Source organism: Desulfovibrio desulfopostgatei (genome assembly GCF_053570645.1).
The window spans coordinates 634,725-657,442 of the sequence record NZ_JBRBQS010000002.1 but is presented as its reverse complement, the minus strand read 5'-3'; the positions used below and the strand labels follow the sequence as shown (position 1 = coordinate 657,442).

The window sequence follows — 22,718 nt, the reverse complement described above, 5'->3', positions numbered from 1 at the left end:
CCAACGCAAGCAGCCCCGGAATATCGCATTCCGGGGCTGCTTGCGTTGGACTGTGTGCAGAGCTAGCCGCGCTTCATCTCGCTGATAAGTTCACTCATGCGCTCGGCCTGGCGGGCAAGCTCGCTCACGGCCCGGGAAGCTTCGCCCATGGCCTGCGCGGTCTGGCTGGACATCTCGTTGACGCTGACAATGGACTGGTTGATCTCGTCGCTGGTGGCGGACTGCTGCTCGCTGGCCGTGGCAATGGCGCTCACCTGATCTGCCGATTCCTCGACCTTGGTCACAATTCCCTGCAAGGCTTCGCCAGACTGCTTTGCAAGCTCGGCGGCCTTTTCCACCTCTGCCAGAGCCTTGTCCATGGCGGCAACGCTCTGCCCTGCGCTGCCCTGAATGGCAGAAATGGCATTGCCCACATCATTGGTGGAGGCCATGGTTTTTTCTGCCAGCTTGCGCACTTCATCGGCCACCACGGCAAAACCGCGCCCGGCCTCGCCCGCGCGGGCGGCCTCAATGGCGGCATTGAGCGCCAGCAGATTGGTCTGGTCGGCGATGTCCGAGATCACGTTCATAATCTGGGTGATTGCCTGGGCATGCTGGTTCAGCGTGGTCATGTCGCCCTTGAGCGCCAGCGAAACCTTGTGCACCTGCCCTATGCTCTGCAAGGCGTTTTCCACAATATTCGCACCGCTTTCGGCATTGGCCCGCGTTTCCGCAGACACAGCCGAAGCCGCGGAAGCATTACGGGCAACTTCCTGCACGGTTGCGTTCATTTCATTCATGGCCGTGGCGGCCTCGGCCAGGCGCTGTGCGGATTCTACGGCGCTCTTGTCCGACTGCTCGATCTGTGCGGAAAGCTCTGTGGAAGCGGCGGAAATAACGCTCACCACTTCTTCCAGTTGCCCCGCTGCCGTCAGCATGCCCTCACGCTTAGCGCTCTCGGCCTGACGTGCAGCTTCTTCGGCTCTGGCTGTGGCTTTTTCCGCCTCTTCCGTAGCGTGCTGCGCGGCCTGTGTTTTGTGTTCACTTTCGCTCAAAAGGTGCCTGATGCTTTGCACCATGCGCCGCATGCCCGCCGCAAGCGTGCTGAATTCGTCACCGCGCTTTTCAGCAACGTCAAACAGGGCGCGTTCCTTGTCGTTGGTTTCAAGGCGACCACCGGCAACGGCTTCGGCCACGCTAGAAATGCCGCCCACCATACGCACAATGCCCCGGGCCGAGAAAAAGATCATGGTTCCGACTATCAGCGCACAGGCCAAAGTCAGCAGACTGGCGTTGGTCAGCAGGTCGCTGGTGGGTTTGAAGATTTCTCCACGGTCAAATTCCACGCACAAAATCCAGCCTTCGTGCGGCAGCGGCTTATAGTACAGCCCTTTTTCACCCTTGCCATTGTCAAAGCGGGTACGCCCTTCCTTTTGCTGCAACAGGGCCGCCACATGGGACACCTTGCTGTCATTGCGCCCGAGAACAGCTCCATCCGGGTTCAGAACCATACGCCCCTGAAGGTCGTAGGCATAGACCATGCCCTTCTGGCCGATCTTGATTTTATCAGTGGTATTTTTGCCCAGAATTTTATTGTCGATTGCCGCTGCCAGCACGGCCATGTTTTTGCCATCCAGCTTGAGCGGCATGGCAAGCACGGTGTACACCTCGCCAGTGGTGGCATCTACCATGCCAACAACACTGGGCTGGCCATTCTTGCTCTTTACAAAGTATTCCCTGTCAGAAAAATTGGCGCCGACGAACTTGTTCTTCCCCTGCTGCTTATCAACGCGGTACCCAAGCACGGTGCCGTCCATGGCAATGATTGCGGCGGAAGAAACCATGTCGTTATTGGTCACAAAAGAATCAAGAGCCTGGTCTGCCCGCGTAAACAGGGCCCCCTCGAAGGCATCCGATTTGTTGCGGGAGTGGGCTTCCACCTGATCCTTGATGCGCTGGTTCTCGGTCATGGTTTGCAGGCCCTGTTCTATCCCGGAAAACACCGCGTCAAGCCCTATGCTCTGGCACTCAAGCAGGGCATTCATATCTGTGGCAATCTGCTCTCGCAGGATTTCTTCTGACATCTTGTAGCAAACCCCTGCCACAAGCATCAGCCCCACTATTGCCGGAGTGAGGATGGAAATTCCCATTTTCGCAAGTAATCCGAGTTTCATCACTACCCCTTTTGCGTTGCGTCTACGCACTGAATGACCGAAAGGCTAATTACCATGTGAAAAATTAAACTACCCCTGAAATCCTGTAAGGCAGGTCTTTTCCAGTGTACTTATCGGACAAAACGTGACTTTCAATATATCAATTATACTTATTTTCACAAGAAATCTCTACGAGCGTGATAGGGATTTTTACGCTGCCATTTCGCGCTGATAACTATCAATCTCATTAGGACGGAGGAGGCGTGAATATCTAATACTCGATAGCAGCAACTACTTGCGATAAGCGAAGCATGGCAGAGCAACACTGAATTGCGGTGGGGGCCTACTGGCGGGATAATGGGATCAGCCTTATCAGCGCCTTGAAGCCGCCGGATCGGAAAGATCAGGCAAAGCCCCGCCCGCTATGGCCCACAGATACAGGCTTGCGGCCGAACCATAAGGACTGTAGCGCCGGCGATAGATTTCAAAGCGGTCGCGGCTGACTTCCCGGTGCCGATAGAGCATGCGCAAGCCCCGCAGAATGGCTAGGTCGCCAAAACTGAGAACATCAGGCCGCTGGAGTGAAAACAGCATGAGCATTTCCGCTGTCCACACGCCAACCCCGTCCAGCGCGCACAGGGTGGCGCAGAGGCTGGCATCGTCCATGAGCCTCAGGGCCTCCACATCCAGCTCTCCCAGCAGTACCTTGCGCGCGGCTGCCTTCATATACGCAACCTTGCGGAAGGAAAGCCCCACTCCCTGCAACGTGGCAGTTTCAGCGCCTTCTATGGTTTCAGGCGTCACTTCGCCAAGGGCAAGCACAAGCCGCGCCCACACGGTCTGCTGCGCCTTGGTGGCAATCTGCTGCCCGACTATGGAGTGCATGAGCGCGTCAAAGAGGTCTGGCCGCACCTCCCGCTGTATGGGGCCTATGCGTTCCATGGCTGAGGCCAGACGTTTGTCTTTGCGGGAGAGAAAGTCGATTTCTTTTTGGCCGTAGATAAAATACTGGGGCATTATTTTAGTCCTGCACAAAGGTTGCGGTGTCTGATAGTACAGCATGCCAGCCTCCTGGCGCAAATACAAAAATTCCTGAAGGAACCATGGCGGCAGGCGGCCATAAAAAACGGCGCGGAATCTCAAGGATGCCGCGCCGTGAAGGGATTATATCAGCTTTTAAAGCAGATAAAACTTAACCAGCCTAGTTTTTGAGGCTGTGAATCGGCGCAGGAATGCGACCGCCAAGCCCGATAAAGTCCGTGGCGTCGCCCTTGGGCACGGGGATAATGGCCGCCTTGCCGAGCAGGCCGCCAAAAGACACTTCTTCGCCAACGCCCTTGCCGGGCACGGGAATAAGGCGCACAGCCGTGGTCTTGGTGTTGATGACGCCGATGGCCATTTCGTCGGCAATGATGCCGGAAATGGTCGAAGCGGCCGTGTCGCCGGGGATGGCGATCATGTCCAGCCCCACAGAGCACACGCTGGTCATGGCTTCCAGCTTTTCAAGGCTGAGCAGGCCGGAGGTGGCCGCGGCCTCGATGCTGGAATCTTCCGACACGGGGATAAACGCGCCGGACAGACCGCCCACGGACGAAGAGGCGAACGCGCCGCCCTTTTTCACCGCATCGTTGAGCATGGCCAGCACGGCAGTGGTGCCGGGCGCGCCAATGCTCGAAAGGCCCATACTTTGGAAAATTTCGCCCACAGAGTCGCCCACCGCAGGCGTGGGAGCCAGGGAAAGGTCGGCCACGCCAAAGGGCAGGCCCAGACGGGTGGCCACTTCGGTACCGATCATTTCGCCCACGCGCGTCACCTTGTAGGCCGTGCGCTTGATGACTTCGGCCATGTCCAGCAGGGTAAGGCGGCCGCCCTTGCCGTTGTGCCCGGCTTCGCGGGCGCGATCCAGGGCTTTTTTGACCACGCCGGGGCCGGAAACACCCACGTTGATAACAACGTCAGGCTCGCCCACGCCAAGGTAAGCGCCAGCCATGAAGGGAACATCCTGCGGAATATTGGCAAAAACCACCAGCTTTGCGCAGCCGATGCCGCCGCGTTCGGCGGTGGCTTCGGCCACCTTGAGGATCTGTTGACCCATGAGGGCCACAGCATCCATATTGATGCCGCTGCGCGACGAAGCCACGTTGATGGATGAGCAGATGCGGTCGGTTTCGGCCAGTGCCTGGGGCAGCGCCTCAATCAGGGCGCGGTCGCCCTTGGCAAAGCCCTTTTCCACCAAAGCAGAAAAACCGCCCAGGAAATCAACGCCAGCTTCCTTGGCCGCCTCGTCAAGGGCCTTGCACACGCGCACCATGCCATCCGGGCCAAAGGGCGCGCCCACCACGGCAATGGGGCTCACGCTGATGCGTTTGTTCACCACGGGGATGCCGTATTTGTCGCCCACTTCGTTGCACACGCTCACGAGCTGCGAGGCGTAGCGGCGCAGCTTGGCCTTAACGTTGGCGGTAAAAAGATCAAGGTCGTGGCTGACGCAGTCAAACAGGCTCACGCCAAGGGTGACTGTGCGCACGTCAAGATGCTCGTTGCGGAGCATGTTCAGGGTGCTTATAACTTCGCGTTCTGAAAGCATGGAGGTCTTCCTGTATGTTCGGGCTGTCGGCCTGCCATATGGCGGCCCCGCCCGGAAGGCGGTTTTGCCCTGACGCGCAATACCGCGCGCTCAGGGGAATGTGCATCGTGTCTGAAACCGGGTCGCGCCCTGTTTCAGGCGCAGACCGGTGGTGCATGCGCCTCGGCAACGTGAGGCCTAAAAAGAATTCACCCGATGCACAGCCTCAAAAATATCCCTGTGCTGGGCGCTGACGCGCAGGTCGCGCTTCTGCCCTTCGCAGTCAAGCTCGCGGCGCAGGCGGCCCATGTCAACGCTGTCAGGCACCATGACCTCAAACACAAAAAGCGCATGGTTGTTGCCGCCCTCGCCCAGAATGGCCTTGAGACTCTCAATGTTCACGCCGTGCTGGGCAAACACGCGGCTCATGGCGGCGATAAGACCGGGCTTGTCCGGCCCGTCGGCAGTGACCACAAAGGGTTCGCAGTGCAGGTCTGTGCCCCACTGCCCCTTGATGGCGGGCCGCACGAGGACGGAAAGATCAACCTTGGCGGATTCCAGCCCGGCGCTCAGCTTGGCGCGCAGGGTTTCCGCGTTTTCTTCCGGCGCTGCAACAACAAAGATAGCAGCAAACTCGCCGGAGAGGACGGTCTGGGTCACTTCTTCGATGTTGCAGCCGCTGTCTTCGAGAATGCGGCTGACAGTGGCCACCACGCCGGGGCAGTCGCGCCCCAGAAAGGAGGCTGTAAATTTTTGCATGACGCTTTCCTTGAAAAAGCCGTCAGCTTGATTCTGACGGCGGTTGTATCGTGTAAAAGGGCTTTATATACGTAAACAGGTCAAAACTTCAAGGGGGCGCAAAGCCCCGACTGGCGCGGATATAAGCCGCTGCCTGCATTGATGTTTCCTGCTGCGCCAGAGTCGCATCAACAGCAGAAGCATCCAACAAAGCATTATGTTACAGCAAGTTGCAGACACATTCCTCACAATCTTGACGCCCAAGCGTGAATGGCATACCGTAACGCTCCTTTCAGGTATGGGCCACTCAGGAGTCGTTACGTGGATACTCGGGAAAAGAAAAACAGCAAGCCGGCTATCAAGCTGGGTACCAAGTCGCAGCATGCGGGATATTTTATGCCCATGCTGGAAAGTTTCGCCGCGCGCGAAGGCCTCAACGAAGTTGTCAAAAACAGAGTTGTCAAATCGTGCGACCTTTTGGATGCGGGCGTACCGCTTTTCCCCAACGACTTCCGCAAGGAACACGACGTTGCCTGGGTGCTGGACAAATTCGGCGCTCTTGAAGGCGAATCCCTGGACAGCCAGGAAGACGTGTTTGCCATTGCGGGCCGCATAGTTTCCCTGCGCTCGTTCGGCAAGGTGGCCTTCTTCCATATTATGGACCAGAGTGGCCGCATCCAGTGTTACGCCTCGCGCGAACACATGGATGAAGAGAACTACACAGTGGTCAAAAAGCTCGACGTGGGCGACATCGTGGGCGTTTCCGGCCACCTGTTCCGCACCAAGACGGGCGAACTCACCATTGCCTGCCGCAAAATCAAGCTCATCACGCGCTCCATGCGTCCCCTGCCGGAAAAATATCACGGCCTCACAGACATGGAAACGCGCTACCGCCAGCGTTACGTTGACCTTATCGTCACGCCGCGCGCGCGAGAGATTTTCTTCAAACGCAGCCTGATTGTGCGCGAATTCCGCCGCTTTATGGAAGACCACGGCTTTATGGAAGTGGAAACTCCCATGATGCAGCCGCTGGCTGGCGGCGCTGCGGCCAAGCCTTTCAAAACGCACCACAATGCCCTTGATCTGCCCCTGTTTTTGCGTATTGCGCCAGAACTCTACCTCAAACGGCTGCTGGTGGGCGGATTTGAAAAGGTCTTTGAGCTGAACCGCAACTTCCGCAACGAAGGCATAGACACGCGCCATAATCCGGAATTCACCATGTGCGAATTCTACTGGGCCTATGCCACGTTTGAAGACCTCATGGACTTTACGGAACAGCTTTTTGCCCATCTTGCCATGACGGCCTGCGGCACAACAGTTGTGCCCTATCAGGGCGAAATGATCGACCTCACGCCCGGCAAGTGGACGCGCCTCAGCTTCTACGATTCGCTCACCCAGGTCGGTGGGCATTCGCCGGAATTCTACAACGATTACGGCAAGGTCAAGGCCTACATCCGTTCACGCGGGGAAAAGGCCGCCGACAGCGAAAGCCTGCAAAAGCTGCATGCCAAACTTTTTGATCTTGATGTGGAAGGCAAGCTCATTCAGCCCCACTTCATCTATCATTACCCAACGGAAATCTCGCCGCTTTCACGCCGCAATGACGAGCATCCGGAACTGACGGACCGCTTTGAGCTGTTCATCACCGGGCGCGAGCTTTCCAACGCATTTTCCGAGCTCAATGATCCTGTGGATCAGCGCCTGCGCTTTGAAGATCAGGTGCGCGAACGCGAAGCGGGCGATGACGAGGCCCACAGCATGGATCAGGATTATCTGCGCGCCCTTGAATACGGCATGCCTCCGGCTGCAGGGCAGGGCGTGGGCATTGACCGCCTCGTGATGCTGCTTACCGACTGCGCCTCAATCCGCGAAGTTATTCTCTTCCCCTTGCTGCGCCCGGAAGTGTAGAACGATAGGGTGCCACTTTATTTGACCGTCTGTAAAAAGTATTGATACGATTGCTCAGCAAAGCGCCGCCTTATTGGCGGCGCTTTTTTGTTTTTCAGCAATTTTAACCATATACAGATTCGGTCCCCCATAAAAACTTGCCGGTCAAAAAACATTTTTGAATCAAAGGCATATACTATTGTCGCCTCTGGTCGATAATTATACTCATAAAAGTGTAAACCAAGTTCATTGGGCATGTTTTCGCGCAGGGCGCATACATTTATCGCATTGGCTTGGGCAAGGAGGTTCTTATGAAAATTGGGCTGCTGGGCAAGATGCTCCTGTCCATTCTTACTCCGGCAATTGCAGGGCTGCTGCTGGTTGCTGGTGTGAGCTATAAAATTTCTGAAAGCAACTTGCGCGAGCAGATTATCAACGATGCAAGAGCGCTGCTGCGCTGCCAAAGCATCGGCCTGCATGCCATGCTAACAGTGATGGAAGAGTCGCTCTCCATGGTTGCCGCCGATAACAGGATCATTTTATATCTTGATGCAGTCAACGATAAAATGCCTGAAGTCATGACGCGCACATTGTTCAACGATGCAGATGCTGCACTCAATACATTTGTGACGCTCAATTCCAACTTTGAATTTTGCGGTGTTGCCGGGAGGGACGGCATAGCCATTGCCCATCACCTGGCAGGCGAAAAACACCCCAGCAAATCCGTGGGTGTAAGTTTTACAGACCGCTCTTACTACCAGCGCGCCATGCAGGGCCAGAAGACCATTACTGGCGTGATCAGCAAAACCACAGGCAAGATTGCAACTATCATAGGCCTGCCCATCATGCGCAATGGCAAGCCCGAAGGTCTTGTGTGGGCGGGTATCGACAACGAAAATCTCGCCCAGACAACTACAAGCCAGATCGATTTCGGCACCAAGGGCGGCATCTATGCCTATGACACCAAAGGCATAATGATGCTGAACCGCGACCTCAAGGCTTTTGGGCGGGATGACAGCAAAAAACCCTATGTTGCGGAGATACTGAAAAACCCAGAGGGATTGGTACGATTTACGGGCGAAGACGGAGGCAATAAAACAGTCTTTTACAGGGCCATGCCCGGAATCGGCTGGATTCTTTGCCTGGAAGTGGACAGAGACGAAATTTACACACCCATGCGGATAATGCTGGGCAACTCCATGATGCTGACTTTTGCAAGCGCCCTTGTGGTCGGACTGATCATCTTCTTTGCGGCGCGGGCCATCGCGCGACTGCTCAGGAGCATTTCCGGTATTGCGGAATCCGTTGCAGAAGGACGCCTTGAAACAACCCCTGCAGAAAAAGCCATGCTCTTTGCCGCAGAAAAACGCCGTGATGAATTCAGCACGCTGGCATCTGGCATGGAACACATGGTCGGCAATATCAAAACGCTGTTGCAAGAAAGTGAACAAAAAGCCAGAGACGCCCAGCAGGCAACGGAAGAAGCCAGGCTTGCCACCGCACGTGCGGAGGAATCCGCCCAAAGGGCAGAAAATGCCAAGCGGGAAGGCATGCTCGCTGCAGCGGGGCAACTGGAAGAAGTGGTCGCCATCATTTCTGCTGCCTCAAGCCAGCTTTCCGGGCAGATTGAGCAGTCGGACCAGATAGCCGCGCAGTCGGCCCAGCGCCTCAGCGAGGCAGCAACTGCCATGAATCAGATGAATGTGACCGTGCAGGAAGTGGCCCGTAATGCTTCTTCGGCCTCGGCAGTCTCTGCCGAAACGCGCACCAATGCTGAAAGCGGCGCAAGCATTGTGGAAAGCGCCCTCCAAAGCATCGGGCAGGTGCAAAAGGTTTCGCTGGCGCTCAAGGACGATATGACCAAGCTGAACCAGCATGCCCAGGCAATTACCCAAATCATGAACGTGATCTCGGACATTGCCGACCAGACCAACCTGCTAGCCCTTAACGCAGCCATCGAAGCTGCCCGCGCGGGCGACGCCGGGCGCGGTTTTGCTGTGGTGGCCGATGAAGTGCGCAAGCTGGCGGAAAAAACCATGGCCTCCACCAATGACGTGGGCAATGCGATCTCTGCCATTCAGCAGAGCGCTTCGCAGAGCGTGGCCGCCATGGACAAGGCCCTGACGGAAGTAAATACGGCCACCGAATTTGCCAACCAGTCGGGTGCCGCCCTGCGGGATATTGTGAGCAATGTGGAAGCCACTGCCGATCAGGTAAGCGCCATTGCCACCGCAAGCGAGGAACAATCCGCCGCCAGCGAGGAAATCAACCAGTCCATCGTGCAGGTCAACGCCATGTCCGGGCAGACTTCGCAGGCGATGGGCCAGGCCACAAAGGCCGTGGCCGACCTTGCCCAGCAGGCGCGCAGGCTGAGCGAACTTATTGAGGCTATGAAACGGGGCTAACACTCGGAACAATAAAACTTGTGGATGATCAGCCTTGTCCCTGAGGACAATAACGAAAAGAGGCCCCCGGCCTGGTTTGTCAACCAGCCGGGGGCTTTTGCCTGGTAGTTATCCTGCTAATGGGGATATTTTCAAAATCAACACCAGACTGAAAAGAACTGGCAACAGGCAGAATGGTACAACGGAACCGTCTGTGTTCTAGCGGCAACGCCGGATACGCGCCAGTCTGGCACCTTCTCCCCTCCGAGGGGCTGCACCGGGTACCTGCCCTTGACAGTGCCCTGCTGCGGGAAGTTTGCTCCAGGTACAAACAGTTGCGCGCTGCCTGCCAGCGGCAATCCCTGACGCAATTGGCTTGCCTTGCGGCAACGCAATGCCCCAGGTCTAAAATAACTCTTGAATATCCGGGCAAGGTGGGACAATATGCCGCAAATGTCATTTGAACTATTCGTTGCCCTGCGCTACCTCTTTTCGAGGCGAAAGCAGACATTCATCTACATCATATCGATCATGTCCATTCTGGGCGTGGCTATCGGCGTTGGTGCGCTGGTGGTGGTGCTTGGCGTGTACAACGGCCTCACCACCGACATGCGGGACAAAATCCTCGGGGCCAATGCCCACGCCATTGTCATGTCCTATATCCCCTCGGCCTTTGAGAACCGCAGCGACCTTCTGGATCGGGTGCGTTCTGTCAAGGGCGTGACCGGGGCAACCCCCTTTATTTACACAGAAGTCATGCTTTCCGCTGGCGGCGGCGTCAAGGGCGTTGTCTTGCGGGGCATTGACCCGAAGTCGGCCCCTGCAGTGCTTTCCATGCTGCGCCAGATGCGCGTGGGTTCTGCCGCCGATCTTGAGCGCGAAGGCGCGCCAGGGCTTATTATTGGCGAGGAACTGGCCAAGCGCCTTGGGCTTGGCATGGGCAGCCGCGTGAATCTGCTTTCGCCCTCAGGGCAAAAGACCACCTCAGGCTACGCGCCGCGTGTGCGCCCCTTTGAAGTGGTAGGTATTTTCAAGACAGGCATGTTTGAATACGACTCGTCGCTGGGTTTTGTTACGCTCAACGCCGCGCGCGATGTGCTGGGCCTGCCGGAAAATTATCTTTCGGGCGTGGAACTGACCGTGGCCGATGTTTACAAGGCGGACAAGACCGCTGCCGAAGTTTCAACCGAGCTTGGCTCGCCCTTCTACGTGCGCTCTTGGATGGAAATGAACGCCAATCTTTTTGCAGCGCTCAAGCTGGAAAAAATCGGCATGTTCATTCTGCTGGCCATGGTGGTGCTTATCGGTTCTTTCTCTATTGTAACAACACTGGTCATGCTGGTTATGGAAAAAACGCGCGACATCGCCATTATGATGTCCATGGGCGCCACAAGCAGCATGATACGGCGTATTTTCATGTTTCAGGGAACAATCATCGGGGTTATCGGCACATTGCTTGGCTATGCGTTTGGCCTTTCGCTCGGCTGGCTGCTCAAGCGCTACCAGTTCATCAAACTGCCTGAAAACGTCTATACCCTCGATCATCTGCCCATTATCATCACCCTCTCCGATGTGCTCATCATTGGCGCAAGCGCCATGCTGCTGTGTTTTCTGGCCACCCTTTACCCGGCTCGGCAGGCATCGCGCCTGCAACCGGCAGAAGCCCTGCGCTACGAATAGCCATGTCAGCACTCTATACTTTTTCAAACGTGGGCAAAAAATTTGCCACACCCGGTGAAGAGACCGAGATTATCAAGGATATTAACCTGGTTGTGGAAGAAGGCGAGATGCTCGCCATAGTTGGACAGTCCGGTTCCGGAAAGAGTACCCTCTTGCATCTTATGGGTGCACTTGATACTCCAAGTACGGGCGAGATATGTTTTGAAGGGCGCAACATGGCGCTCATGAGCGCTGACCAGAAAGCTGCCTTTCGCAACAAGACTCTGGGCTTCGTTTTTCAATTTCATCATCTGCTGCCGGAATTTTCAGCCCTCGAAAACGTGGCAATGCCGGCAATTATTGGCGGTGCTAAACAAAGCGCCGTAATGAGCCGTGCGCGTGAAATGCTTGACCGCGTGGGGCTATCGGCGCGTATGGAAAGCAAGATCGCCACTCTCTCGGGCGGCGAACGCCAGCGGGTGGCCATTGCGCGCGCGGTTTTTATGCGACCGCGCGTTCTGTTGGCTGACGAGCCCACCGGCAATCTGGACGAAGTTACGGGAGCGCAGGTGGGCGCTCTCATGAACGAACTCAACCGTGAATTGGGCATGACCCTCGTTGTTGTAACGCACAACCGAGAGCTGGCCGCAGGCATGGGCAGAACCCTGGAACTGAAAGCGGGGACATTGTATGAAAAGATTTTTGAATAACGTACTGTGCAAAGCCCTGTGCCTTGCCGTGCTGGCCTGCGCCACCCTGGCGCTTCCGGGTGGAGCCGTAGCGGCAGAAGGGCCCCTTGTGCTTGTTCTGCCCTTTCAGGTGAACGCCGGGCCGGAAATGCCCAACGCCTCGCAGGATGTGCCTCAGGCGATTGCCGATCAGCTCAAGCAGAACGGCATGCGCACTGTTCCCATGGAAACCGCCCGCGTTTTGCAGCGCAACAGCGGTGAATCCATTGATCTTGCCACCGCCCGCGAACTTGGCCGCAAGGCCGGAGCGCGCATGGTCATTTACGGCAAGTTCAATCAGCTTGGTCAGGGCTTTTCCATGGACACGCGCATTGTGCCTGTCTATGAGGGCGAAGCCGTCCCCGCCGGATTTGAGCGTAACTCGCTGACCTCGCTGAACGAGTGCGCCGCTGTGCTGGCCAAACGCGCGGCAGAAATTTCCAATCCCGCCACCGCCGCCGAGGCCGCGCCCCAAAAGAGCGATGCGCCGGCGACCCTTGTTCCCATGAACGCCCCCACCTCTGCCCACGGCGGACTTGCCGATGTGCAGGTACGCGGCATGAAGGTGCTTGACCCCGATACAGTGCTCATGCGCCTCACCATCCGCAAGGGCGACAGCCCGGACGCCACAGCCATCAACGAAGAAGTAAAGCGCATATGGGATATGGGCTACTTCAGCGATGTGCAGGCCACGCTTGAAGGCAACGTGCTTGTGTTCACCGTGGTTGAAAAGCCGCGCATCGACAACATCGTTGTTGACGGTTCGGACAAGGTCAGCAAGGACGACGTGCTTGCGGCCATGGGCACCAAGAGCGGCAGTGTTCTGAACGAACAGGTGCTTTCGGACGACCTCCAGAAAATCAGCGAACTGTACCACAAGGAAGGCTTTTACCTTGCCAAGGTCACCTACCGTCTTGAAGACCGTCAGGGTGGGCGCGGCGCAGTGCTGGTGATCAGCGTTACCGAAGGCAACAAGCTTTATATCAGAGACGTCAAGATTGAAGGCCTCAACAAGCTCAATCGCGGCGATCTTGACAAATACATGGCCCTCAAGACACGCGGCATTTTCTCGTGGCTGACGGGTACCGGCGTGCTCAAGGACGAATACCTGGAGCGCGACACCAACGCCATTGCCGCCTTTGGCCTTAACGAAGGCTACGTAGATATTCAGGTGGCTGCGCCAACCGTTGAATACCGCGACGACGGCATCTACATCACATTCAACGTGCACGAAGGCCCCCGCTACACCGTGCGCGACGTGGTCTTTGCTGGCGATGTTATCGACAGCGAAGACAAGATGCTTGAAGTCGTGCAGATGGACGACTGGAAAAAATCCGACAAGTACTTCTCCCTCACGGTCATGCAGGAAGACTCCAAACGCCTGACCGACTACTATTCCGATTACGGTTATGCTTTCGCCGAAGTGGACACCAAGGTCGTCAAGGCCGATGACGGCAGCGATCAGGTGGACGTGGGCTATGTGATCAACAAAAAGCAGAAGGTCTTCATCCGCCGTCTGTCTGTCGAGGGCAATACCAAAACCCGCGATAACGTCATTCTGCGCGAAATGCGCCTGGGTGACGGCGACATGTACGAAGGCGCCAAGCTGCGCCGATCCAACGAGCGTCTGAACCGTCTGCACTTCTTCTCTGCTGTGGATATGGAACTGATCCCCACGGAGAACGAAGACGAAGTTGACCTCAAGGTCAAGGTCAAGGAAACCAATACCGGCGCCATCATGGGCGGCGTGGGCTACTCCAGCTACTACAGCGTGGGCGTCACCGCATCCGTCATGGAGCGCAACCTCTTTGGCCGCGGCTACTGGTTGCAGTTGCAGGGCTTCTTCTCCTGGCGTCGTACGTCGGGCGTGCTGTCCTTCACCAACCCGCGCCTGTACGATACCGATCTTTCTGTCGGCAACGACCTGTACTACACGCACGATTACTGGGACAACTTTACCAAGGACACCGTCGGCGACACCATTCGTCTGTCGTATCCCATTGGTGAATACACCAGCATAGGCGGCGGTTATCGTCTGGAACGCTATGTTCTTTACGATGTGGACGACGACGCCTCTCCCTACATTCGCGACTACAAGGGCACCAACTGGACAAGCGCCGTTTCTGGCCGCATCCTGCGCGACACTACGGACTCCAAGGAACGCCCCACCAAGGGTACCATTGCCCGCCTGTGGGCTGAATACGGCGGCGGCGGCCTCGGCGGCACAGACAACTTTATCAAGACTGTGGCCGACTGGCAGGGCTTCTGGTCCTTTAACCCGCAGAACACCATCCACTTGCGTGGTCGTTTGGGCGGCGTGTACCAGAATACCAACTCCAACGTCCCGGTGTTTGAACGCTTCTGGGTTGGCGGCATGGATACCATTCGCGGTTACTCCTTCTCCGACCTCTCGCCCCGCGACTACAAGTACAACGGCGACCAGATCGGCGGCGACCGCATGGGTGTTGCCAACGTTGAATACATCTGGACCTTCCAGAAAGACCTTGGCCTTGCTCTGGTTCCCTTCTTCGATGCCGGTTACAACATCGACAGCAAGACCATGGGCAACGACCTCAACAAATACATCGTCTGCTCCACGGGCCTTGAACTGCGCTGGCGTTCGCCCATGGGCGACCTTCGTATCGCCTACGGTATCCCGCTGGTTCAGGACTACGACAAGGAACGTGAATCCGGTCGCATAGAATTCAGCATGGGCCAGTTCTTCTAGCCCTCACTTCTGCCGCAGCAGCGGCAAAGATTCAGCGCGCCGGAGGCACAGTTTTCTGTGTATCCGGCGCGCTGCTTTTTTCCATGCCCACGCCAAGGCTTATCAGCCAGCAAAAGAGGGAGTTTTGCCATCTTTGCGCTGCTGGCATACAATATGCTAACAATAACGCAGGCAAAACTTTAAAAGTCAAATTACCGACACCATCATGGCAAAAGGAAAAACCGTGGCCGGAAAAAAAGCCCAGCCCAAGGCTTCCGAACCAACTGGCAGCAACCAGATGCGCAGACTTGTTCCGCCTCTGGCCTTTCTGGTTGCCCTGTGCCTGATGGTCGTCTGCTTTTACGACTCCGGCTATACTTCCTTGCCGCCAACTGGCAAGCGCTACGATCTTGCCAAGGCAAATATTGAAACCCTGCGGCAGGACGAAAAGCGTTCGGGTCAGCGTGAACCGTGGGAAAATCTGGCTGCGGAGTTCCGCGCCATCTATGATGCTGATCCTGGCTGGCCCAACCGCCCTGCGGCCCTGTTCCGCGCTGCGGAAAGCCTGGAGGAGCTGGCCCGACGCTCGTTCGCCAAGGCTGATGCCCGCAAGGCCATTGAGTGTTATGAAGCTGTCGCCCAGCGCCATGCCGACAGCCGGCTTGCCGATGACGCCCTTTTTCGTGCGGCCAAGCTGCACGCCGCGTGGCTTAAAGACGACAAGGGGGCACTGGCCCTGCTTGAGCGCATCAAAGCCCAGTACCCCAAGGGGGATATGATTCAGGAGGCGCTGGCCCTGGAAAAGACGCTTCAGGCCGCTGCCAACGGGCGCACCGCCCCAGAGGCGCGCCAGGTTTCCAGCACCGATGGCAAGGAACCAAAGGACGAGGCCGCCCCTGCAAAGGGAGCTTCTGCCCCCACGCCCAATACAGCCGCATCTTCCACTGCTGGCGGCGCTGATGCGGCAGGAGGCCAGATTGCCAAGGCTTCGGCCTTACAGCCCCTGCCACAAGCGGAACTTTTGCCCCGTTACCGCGAGGCCAAGACAAAAATGGATGCCCTGCGCGCCGACAAAGTCCGTTCATGCTGGCGTCAGCCTTGGGAAGAACTGACTGCTGAATTTCTGCGAATCTATACCAGCCGTAAAGACTGGGCCATTTCTCCCGGTGCGCTGTTCCGCGCTGCTGCCAGTCAGGAGGCCCTTTCAGACTGCTCGCATCTTGCAGATGAATACCGACAGGCGCGCGACCTCTATCTCAAGCTTGCGCAGGAATTTCCCAAAAGCGCCCTGGCTGACGACTCGCTGCTCCGCGCCGCGTCCATTGAGGCAGACCGCCTGAACCAGACCTCGGAAGCTCTGGAACTGCTTGACGCCATCATGGCCCTCTATTCCGGCGGCGATATGGTGGCGGAGGCGCAAACCCTGCGCACCCGCCTCACAGGCGCACCTGCAGCAACTGCCAGCAAGGCTGGCAATGCGCCGCAGGTTACCCGCCCGGTGGTTCAGTCCCTTTCGTGGAATTCGCTGAGCAAGAACAGCGTGGAGATTGTCCTTGAGCTGAGCGCCCCTGCCCGTTACACGGCAAAGTTGAACACAAGCAGCGCAAAAGGCAAAAACAGGGCTGAGCAGGCATCCCTGCATGTCGCTCTGGAAAATGCCTCTGTGGAAAAGGATATTCGCAAGGGTGTGAACATCCGGGGCAGCCTTTTCAAGGGTATGAGCGTCAGCGACAGCAAGGGCGGCGAAACCGTGCTCCAGTTCAATTTTCAGGATGCTCGCCGCTTTGATGCCCGTACAGAAACCAACCCCTGCCGCATTATCCTGCGGGTGGCGGGCGGCAGCACGCAGCTGCCGCCGGTCAGCAATGCAAAAGCCGGATTTGCCGATGCGCAACCCGCAGTGGAAAACTCGGCAACAGTGGCCGATGCCAGCGGCACCCAGCCCGCAACCCCGCCCTCGCCGCGCCTGGTGCGCGATATGGCCCGCCAGCTCGGCCTGACGGTACGCACGGTATTTATTGATGCCGGACACGGCGGGCGGGACCCCGGCACCAATCACAACGGAGTGCTGGAACGCATCGTATCCCTTGACGTGGCCCTGACCCTGGGCCGACTGCTTGAGGCCAATGGCCTGGAAGTCGTTTACAGCCGCACTGCCGACAAGCATATTTCGCTGCGTGAACGCACCACCATGGCCAACGCCGCCGGAGCGGATCTGTTTGTTTCCATCCACGTCAACGCCAATGATGATCCTTCGGTGCAGGGCTTTGAAACATACTACCTCGATATTGCCAGCAATCCTGAGGCGGCGCGCCTTGCCACCCTTGAAAATGCTGATGGCGACCACCGGCTCGGCGATATGCAGAAGATGCTCGCCGATGTCATGCTCAATGCAAGGGTGGACGAATCACGCCATCTGGCGCAAGATATTCAGCGGCTTTCACAGTTCCGTTTGAAGCGCCGACAGTATGATACAAAGGATAATGGCATCAAATCTGCGCCGTTTATTGTTCTGCTCGGCGCACAAATGCCCGCAGTACTTGTGGAAATTGGTTACTGCACCAACAGGGAAGAAGCAGCAAGGCTTCTTACGCCCAAATACCGCATGACCCTGGCCGAGGGGCTTGCCGAGGGCATTCTTGCTTACAAGGACAAGCTTCTTAAGCGCAGGACGGTCCAGAATTCCTTGACGCAAGAAGGCGCTGGTGCTATGTGAGGCGAGTAATTTCAACTACGTGTCCCCGGCCTGTATCATAGCAAATGACTGTTCCTTTGGGCGCGTCTGATAATTATAGCTGTTTTGCCAAATGTATTGAACAGTTGCAAACAGCAGTGGCATCTTCTCTTACGGCGCGCGGGTCATCCCAGTTCCGCAAGGACGACATAACAAATCAGCATTGGGGAAGGAGAACTTTCATGCGCAAGGTTTTGATGACGGCTGTTGCGGTTGGCTTGTTGCTTGCCGGGCAAGTCTATGCTGCAGACGGCGGCGCCGTACCCGCAGCCAAGATCGGTGTTGTTGACATGCAGACCGTGGCGACGCAGAGCGTCCCTGCCCAGGCCGCCAAAACAACAATGGAAAGCAAGTTCGGCACTGAACGTAACGAACTTGAAAAACAGGGCGAAGCGCTGAAGAAAAAGGCCGATGCTCTGAAAAACCCCAAGGCCAGCGAAGAAAAGAAGCTGGACTTCATCCGCTCCAAGCAGGATCTGGATCAGAAGACCCGTAACTTCCTGCGCAAGGTTGAACAGGAAGAAGTGAAGCTTCGCCAGGACATGGTTACCCTGGTTTTCAGCGCCACCTATGAAGTTGCCCGCGCCAAAGGCTTCAACTTTGTGGTGGACGTCACCGCCGGTGGCGTGCTGTACGCCGACCAGTCCATGGATCTGACCCAGGACGTGCTGGCCGAAGTGAACAAGATCTACAAAGAAAAAGCCAACGACAAGAGCGGCAAAAAATAAAGCCCTCAGCCGTTAATTCTCAGGCCTCTCAACCCGGATGGGGCGAGAGGCCTTTTTTCATGCCGCCAACAGGCGGATAAGAACAACTCATCAGGAGGCCCCCATGCAGGATACCGCCCCCCAGAATACGGGCATGGACATACAGCGCATTTTGCGCCTGCTGCCGCACCGCTACCCCTTTTTGCTGGTGGACAGGGTTGTGGAATGCGTAGCAGGCTCGCACATCCGGGCCTATAAAAATGTTACGTTCAACGAACCTTTCTTTCAGGGGCATTTTCCCGGTGCTCCCATCATGCCCGGCGTGCTCATTCTGGAAGCTCTGGCCCAGACAGGCGGCCTGCTGGCCGTTTCCGGCATGGACAGCCTGGACGACAAACTCTTTCTCTTCACCGGCCTTGATGGCGTAAAATTTCGCCGCCAGGTGGTTCCCGGCGACAGGCTTGACCTTGAATGCAGCAATCTGCGCATGAAACTCAAGCTCTGCAAAATGGAAGCCCGCGCCTTTGTGGACGGCAAGCTTGCCGCAGAGGCCCAGATTACCGCCGCCATCGGCGACAGGCCCAAGGGCTAGTTCCACAAAAGCTGGCCGCAATGTTTAAGGGGAAGGGATTAACAATCCCTTCCCCTTTCATTTTTCTGCCCTCCGGCGCAAGGCCATCTGCCCACAAGCAGACCGCACGACGGAATTTTTTACTGCTATTTGCCCTAAAAAAGCGAAAGGCTGTGCAGGGCATCCACCACATCTTCCACCGGCAGCGAATCAAGACAGGAAGTGTGAGGCCGTGGGTATTCAAAGCCCAGGTTGAGGTAGGCGTATGGCCCCTTGTGCGGCAAAAGTGCGCGCACATGACGCCCCACCGGCCCCCAGCGCAAGGGATTGGTCGGCCCATGCAGCCCCACTGTGGGTGCGCCCGCAAGCGCTGCCAGATGCATGGTGCCCGTGTTTACGGAGACTACAGCCGTGGCGCGGCTGAACAGCCAGGCAAGGCCTGCAAGCGATGTTCTGCCCGCAAGCGAAATCGCAGGACATTGGGGATGCGCCCGCAAAAAAGCGTCATTACGCGGGGCATCGGCTGGCCCACCGGTCAGGTAGACCTCAAAACCCTTGCTGCCCAGCAGTCTGGCCAGAGCATCCCAGCTGTCGGCAGGCCACTCCTTGAGCCAGGCATTGGAGCCTGAGGGCCACATGTGCAGAAAAACCCTCTGCGGCAAGGCATCGCCTATGTCGCCTGCTGGTTCCAGCCTGCCGCAAAGTTCAGCGGGCAGATCATCCGGCGGAGACTGCGGCAAAAGCAGGCGTGGCGCACCCTGAAGATCCGGGTACAGGGCGCGGCCCAGCTCCATGAAATTTTCCACCTCATGCCTGTCATTGCGATGAGGCACCTTGAAGCTATAGCCAAAGGCGCGGTGCTGCCCTTCCGTATCAAAGCCCACTGTGGTTCGGGCGTTGGAAAGATTGCTCAATATGGCCCCAAGCCGCGCCCACTGCGTGCTGTCAATGAGCACATCGAGACGTTGCTCGCGCAGCCATGCTACCATGGCAGAAACATCCGTCACCGCAAAAGACGCGCACTGGTCAATACCAGGGATCAGACTGACAGTGGCGGCATTGGCGCGGGACACGAGCAGGGCAATATGCACGTTGGGCAACCGCTCGCGCAGGGCGGTGATCAGCGCTGAAAGCAGCAGCAGATCGCCAATGGCTCCCAGACAGATAAAACCCACACGCTGCGGCGCTGCGGGCACAGATTTTTTGCCCAGGCGCGCAACCGCGCTGCATGCCGCCAGGGGTATGCCCGCATAACGATCAAGCAAACGGTTAAGCCTGTTGCCGCGTTCTCCCATCAGTATGCTCCATACCCGGTTATGACCACAGGAATCGTTTTGGCCAGGATCCACAAATCCATCCAGACAGACCAGTTGTTGATATAATAGTGGTCAAAGGCCACCCGTTCGGCATAGGTGGTATTGTTGCGGCCAGAAATCTGCCACAACCCGGTAATGCCGGGCCGCACCATGCAGTATTCTTCATACACCGGGCCGTACTTTTGAACTTCGTTCTGCACAATGGGGCGCGGCCCCACAAGGCTCATATCGCCGATAACCACGTTGAGCAGTTGCGGCAGTTCATCAAGGCTGACCTTGCGCAAAATGCGGCCCACGCGGGTTATGCGCGGATCATGCTTGAGCTTGTGGTCTTTTTCCCACTCCGCCCGCAATTCAGGATCGTGCTCCAGCACTTCCCTGAGCACCATATCGGCCTTGTCCACCATGGTGCGAAACTTGAAAATCCGTATCTCGCGCCCCCCGTGGCCAATACGTCGCTGGCGATAAAATACCGGGCCCTTGCTGTCTAGGCGAATAGCCAGAGCCAGCAGCAAGCCAAGAGGCAGCAGCACAACACCGCCAAGGGCGCAGAACAGCACATCCATAAATCTTTTGACCCGCAGGCGGCGCTTGTCGCGCAGGTTTTGGCGCACCTGCAAGCCCACGGCAGTGCCAAGGTCGCGCGGGGTCAGCCAGTGCGCGCGGAAGCCATCGTTGAAGGAAGGCACCACAAGAATGCGCTCAAAATAACGGCTGGCTTCGGTAATATAGTCCAGGCTCTGCCCCTGATCCGCCTTTTGCAGAATCATGGCCATCGCCTTGGGCTTGGCCTGCGCCGTTTCCGCAAAGAGTTTGCGCACGTCGTCCTCATTGGTGGGCAAAGAATATATGGCGACCGGGTGCAACCCGCGCTCTGGGCGACGCTTGAGGTACCGCCAGAAGTCACGCCCGGCGTTGCCGCTGTCAAAAATTATCAGCGGTCTGCCCCACCAGCGGCGACGCATAAACAGGCGGCGGCAATAGCTGCGCATGAGCGGCAGGGTAAAAACAGTAGCCAGCCAACTGCCCGCAATGACAATCCGGGAGTAGGTATCGCCTGCTTTTGAAAGGAAAAGCACTGCCAGAATGATGCCGTACATGAGGCTTGTGAGCTGGAACAAGGCCTTGAGTTCGCGGTGCGGAGGCAGACTTATGCTTTGATAAAGGCCAAGCCCGGCGGCCATTACCGGCCCCATGAGCAACAAGGGCAATGCCCCGCGGTACTGTGCAAAATCCACGTTGCCAAAAGCGGCGCGCACAAGAAAAACCACCAGGGCCGTGCCGAGGATGGTGAAAAGGTCAGCAAGACAAAGCAGGGTTTTTTGCGGGGAAAGCCCGCAAGCCAGAAGCGCCCTGACCCAGAGGGGATATTGTTTCATGAGGAGCGGCGCTGTGCCGATGGAACCGGCACCACGTTTGCGCACGGCAAGCCGCGCTGTTGCTGAAAACACAGATACTCAAACAATGTAATGTTATTCTCTTTCTTTACAAAGCACAATAATCCCCCCTTGCGATGCTGGCAGCCCCCGGCGGCCCTGTGACGCGGGCTGTCGCCCTTGCGGCTTACTCTTATTCACGAAATGCCCTCGCCTTCGGGTCGGCAAAGCCGACACCGGCTCGTACATTTCGGGCCGCCTCTGCCTCGGCGGCCCTGTGACGCGGGCTGTCGCCCTTGCGTCACAGCCCTCCTTCTGTTACAGAAAGACCTTGTTTTGCAGTGGCCGCGCGGCGTTGGTAATAAATCCCAACCGCGCAGGTATGCGCGCCAGCCGCCCCAGGCGGCAGTGTCGGCGCATGTCCGTTCTGTCCTTTCCGAGGGGGAAATTGAACATGAAGAAGCTTATCGTCTGCGCCCTGCTGGCCGCCGTGCTGGCCGCCGTGCCCGCATTTGCCAAAAAGGCCTATGTGAACGGCATTGACCCCGACTATCCGCCCTTTGCCTACATGGATGAAAAAACTGGCAAGCCCGCTGGTTTTGACGTGGATTCCATGAACTGGATAGCCAAGACCATGGGATTTGAAGTGGTTCACAAGCCCATGGCATGGGACGGCATCATCCCCGCCCTGCTCGCCAAGCAGATCGACATGGTTGACTCCGGCATGAGCATCACCCCTGAGCGCGCCAAGGTTGTGCAGTTCTCCAACCCCTACTGGACGGTTTCGCGCGTGTTTGTTGTGCCCGCCGATTCCAAGCTGACTCCTGCCGATATTCTGAGCAAAAAAATCCAGCTCGGCGTGCAGCGCGGCACCTCTGAAGCCAACGACATCAAAAAAGAGCAGGAAGAAAAGAAATATCCTTTTGAACTGCGCTTTTACGAATCTTCCCCCCTTGCGGTTGAAGACCTCCTCAATGGTCGCATCCAGGCTGCCCTGATGGACGAACTGCCCGCCAACAACGCCATTGAAAATGGCCGCGCCGTCAAGAAGGCCGGCACCCACGGCGAACCCGACAATTTCGGCGTTGCCATGCGCAAAGACGACAAGGAACTGCAGAAGCTGGTGAACGAAGGCTATAAGAAGCTTATGGCCGACCCCTACTGGAAAGAACTGCAGCAGAAATACCTGAGCAAATAACGGACGCGCAAGCGC

Annotated in this window: 15 protein-coding genes; 9 read left to right on the top strand and 6 right to left on the bottom strand. The window is 57.1% G+C overall.

Annotation, left to right across the window (positions count from 1 at the left end; genetic code table 11):
* Positions 1 to 62 precede the first annotated feature (62 nt).
* The 4 genes from ACUZ9Q_RS02885 to ACUZ9Q_RS02870 all read right to left on the bottom strand — a co-directional run bounded on the left by ACUZ9Q_RS02885 (position 63) and on the right by ACUZ9Q_RS02870 (position 5,457).
* Positions 63 to 2,153, bottom strand: a complete 2,091-nt coding sequence (locus ACUZ9Q_RS02885) for a methyl-accepting chemotaxis protein (RefSeq protein WP_449247291.1) — start codon at positions 2,151 to 2,153, stop codon at positions 63 to 65.
* A gap of 351 nt (positions 2,154 to 2,504) precedes the next feature.
* Positions 2,505 to 3,149 carry a DNA-3-methyladenine glycosylase family protein gene (locus ACUZ9Q_RS02880; protein WP_215647284.1) on the bottom strand — a complete coding sequence of 215 codons (645 nt, stop codon included), beginning with the start codon at positions 3,147 to 3,149 and terminating at the stop codon, positions 2,505 to 2,507.
* Positions 3,150 to 3,333: 184 nt separating this feature from the next.
* Positions 3,334 to 4,719 (bottom strand): PFL family protein, encoded by a 1,386-nt coding sequence (locus tag ACUZ9Q_RS02875; protein ID WP_192112466.1) that lies wholly within the window; start codon positions 4,717 to 4,719, stop codon positions 3,334 to 3,336.
* 177 nt (positions 4,720 to 4,896) lie between these two features.
* Positions 4,897 to 5,457: a glycine cleavage system protein R gene (locus ACUZ9Q_RS02870; RefSeq protein WP_449247290.1), complete on the bottom strand. Its 561-nt coding sequence runs from the start codon at positions 5,455 to 5,457 to the stop codon at positions 4,897 to 4,899.
* A 381-nt stretch (positions 5,458 to 5,838) separates the two neighbouring features.
* Between ACUZ9Q_RS02870 and lysS the strand changes: the two genes are divergently transcribed.
* The 8 genes from lysS (at position 5,839) to fabZ (ending at position 18,834) form a co-directional block, all read left to right on the top strand.
* Complete coding sequence (gene lysS, locus ACUZ9Q_RS02865; protein ID WP_192112551.1) at positions 5,839 to 7,344, top strand: lysine--tRNA ligase; 1,506 nt, start codon at positions 5,839 to 5,841, stop codon at positions 7,342 to 7,344.
* Positions 7,345 to 7,634: 290 nt separating this feature from the next.
* Positions 7,635 to 9,728 carry a methyl-accepting chemotaxis protein gene (locus tag ACUZ9Q_RS02860; protein ID WP_192112464.1) on the top strand — a complete coding sequence of 698 codons (2,094 nt, stop codon included), beginning with the start codon at positions 7,635 to 7,637 and terminating at the stop codon, positions 9,726 to 9,728.
* 432 nt (positions 9,729 to 10,160) lie between these two features.
* Positions 10,161 to 11,387 carry a lipoprotein-releasing ABC transporter permease subunit gene (locus ACUZ9Q_RS02855; RefSeq protein ID WP_192112550.1) on the top strand — a complete coding sequence of 409 codons (1,227 nt, stop codon included), beginning with the start codon at positions 10,161 to 10,163 and terminating at the stop codon, positions 11,385 to 11,387.
* 2 nt (positions 11,388 to 11,389) lie between these two features.
* Positions 11,390 to 12,076 carry an ABC transporter ATP-binding protein gene (locus ACUZ9Q_RS02850; RefSeq protein ID WP_022657995.1) on the top strand — a complete coding sequence of 229 codons (687 nt, stop codon included), beginning with the start codon at positions 11,390 to 11,392 and terminating at the stop codon, positions 12,074 to 12,076.
* The gene (bamA, locus tag ACUZ9Q_RS02845) at positions 12,057 to 14,822 is read left to right on the top strand and encodes an outer membrane protein assembly factor BamA (RefSeq protein WP_215647282.1); all 2,766 of its coding nucleotides are present in this window, start codon (positions 12,057 to 12,059) and stop codon (positions 14,820 to 14,822) included. The genes ACUZ9Q_RS02850 and bamA overlap by 20 nt, the downstream gene beginning before the upstream one ends.
* Before the next feature lie 223 nt (positions 14,823 to 15,045).
* Positions 15,046 to 17,517, top strand: coding sequence for an N-acetylmuramoyl-L-alanine amidase (locus ACUZ9Q_RS02840; protein ID WP_449247289.1), 2,472 nt, complete (start codon positions 15,046 to 15,048; stop codon positions 17,515 to 17,517).
* A gap of 200 nt (positions 17,518 to 17,717) precedes the next feature.
* Positions 17,718 to 18,263, top strand: a complete 546-nt coding sequence (locus tag ACUZ9Q_RS02835; protein ID WP_192112461.1) for an OmpH family outer membrane protein — start codon at positions 17,718 to 17,720, stop codon at positions 18,261 to 18,263.
* A gap of 103 nt (positions 18,264 to 18,366) precedes the next feature.
* Complete coding sequence (fabZ, locus tag ACUZ9Q_RS02830; protein ID WP_192112460.1) at positions 18,367 to 18,834, top strand: 3-hydroxyacyl-ACP dehydratase FabZ; 468 nt, start codon at positions 18,367 to 18,369, stop codon at positions 18,832 to 18,834.
* Between the two features lie 134 nt (positions 18,835 to 18,968).
* Here the strand turns inward: fabZ and ACUZ9Q_RS02825 are convergent, their stop codons facing one another.
* Together ACUZ9Q_RS02825 and wbaP are read right to left on the bottom strand one after the other, a co-directional pair.
* Complete coding sequence (locus tag ACUZ9Q_RS02825) at positions 18,969 to 20,108, bottom strand: glycosyltransferase family 9 protein (RefSeq protein ID WP_227119361.1); 1,140 nt, start codon at positions 20,106 to 20,108, stop codon at positions 18,969 to 18,971.
* Complete coding sequence (gene wbaP / locus ACUZ9Q_RS02820; RefSeq protein ID WP_449247288.1) at positions 20,108 to 21,580, bottom strand: undecaprenyl-phosphate galactose phosphotransferase WbaP; 1,473 nt, start codon at positions 21,578 to 21,580, stop codon at positions 20,108 to 20,110. The genes ACUZ9Q_RS02825 and wbaP overlap by 1 nt, the downstream gene beginning before the upstream one ends.
* A gap of 379 nt (positions 21,581 to 21,959) precedes the next feature.
* Here wbaP and ACUZ9Q_RS02815 point away from each other — a divergent pair, with 379 nt between their 5' ends.
* Entirely contained in the window at positions 21,960 to 22,703 is a 744-nt protein-coding gene (locus ACUZ9Q_RS02815) for an ABC transporter substrate-binding protein (protein ID WP_192112458.1), read from the top strand.
* The last annotated feature ends 15 nt before the right edge of the window (positions 22,704 to 22,718 follow it).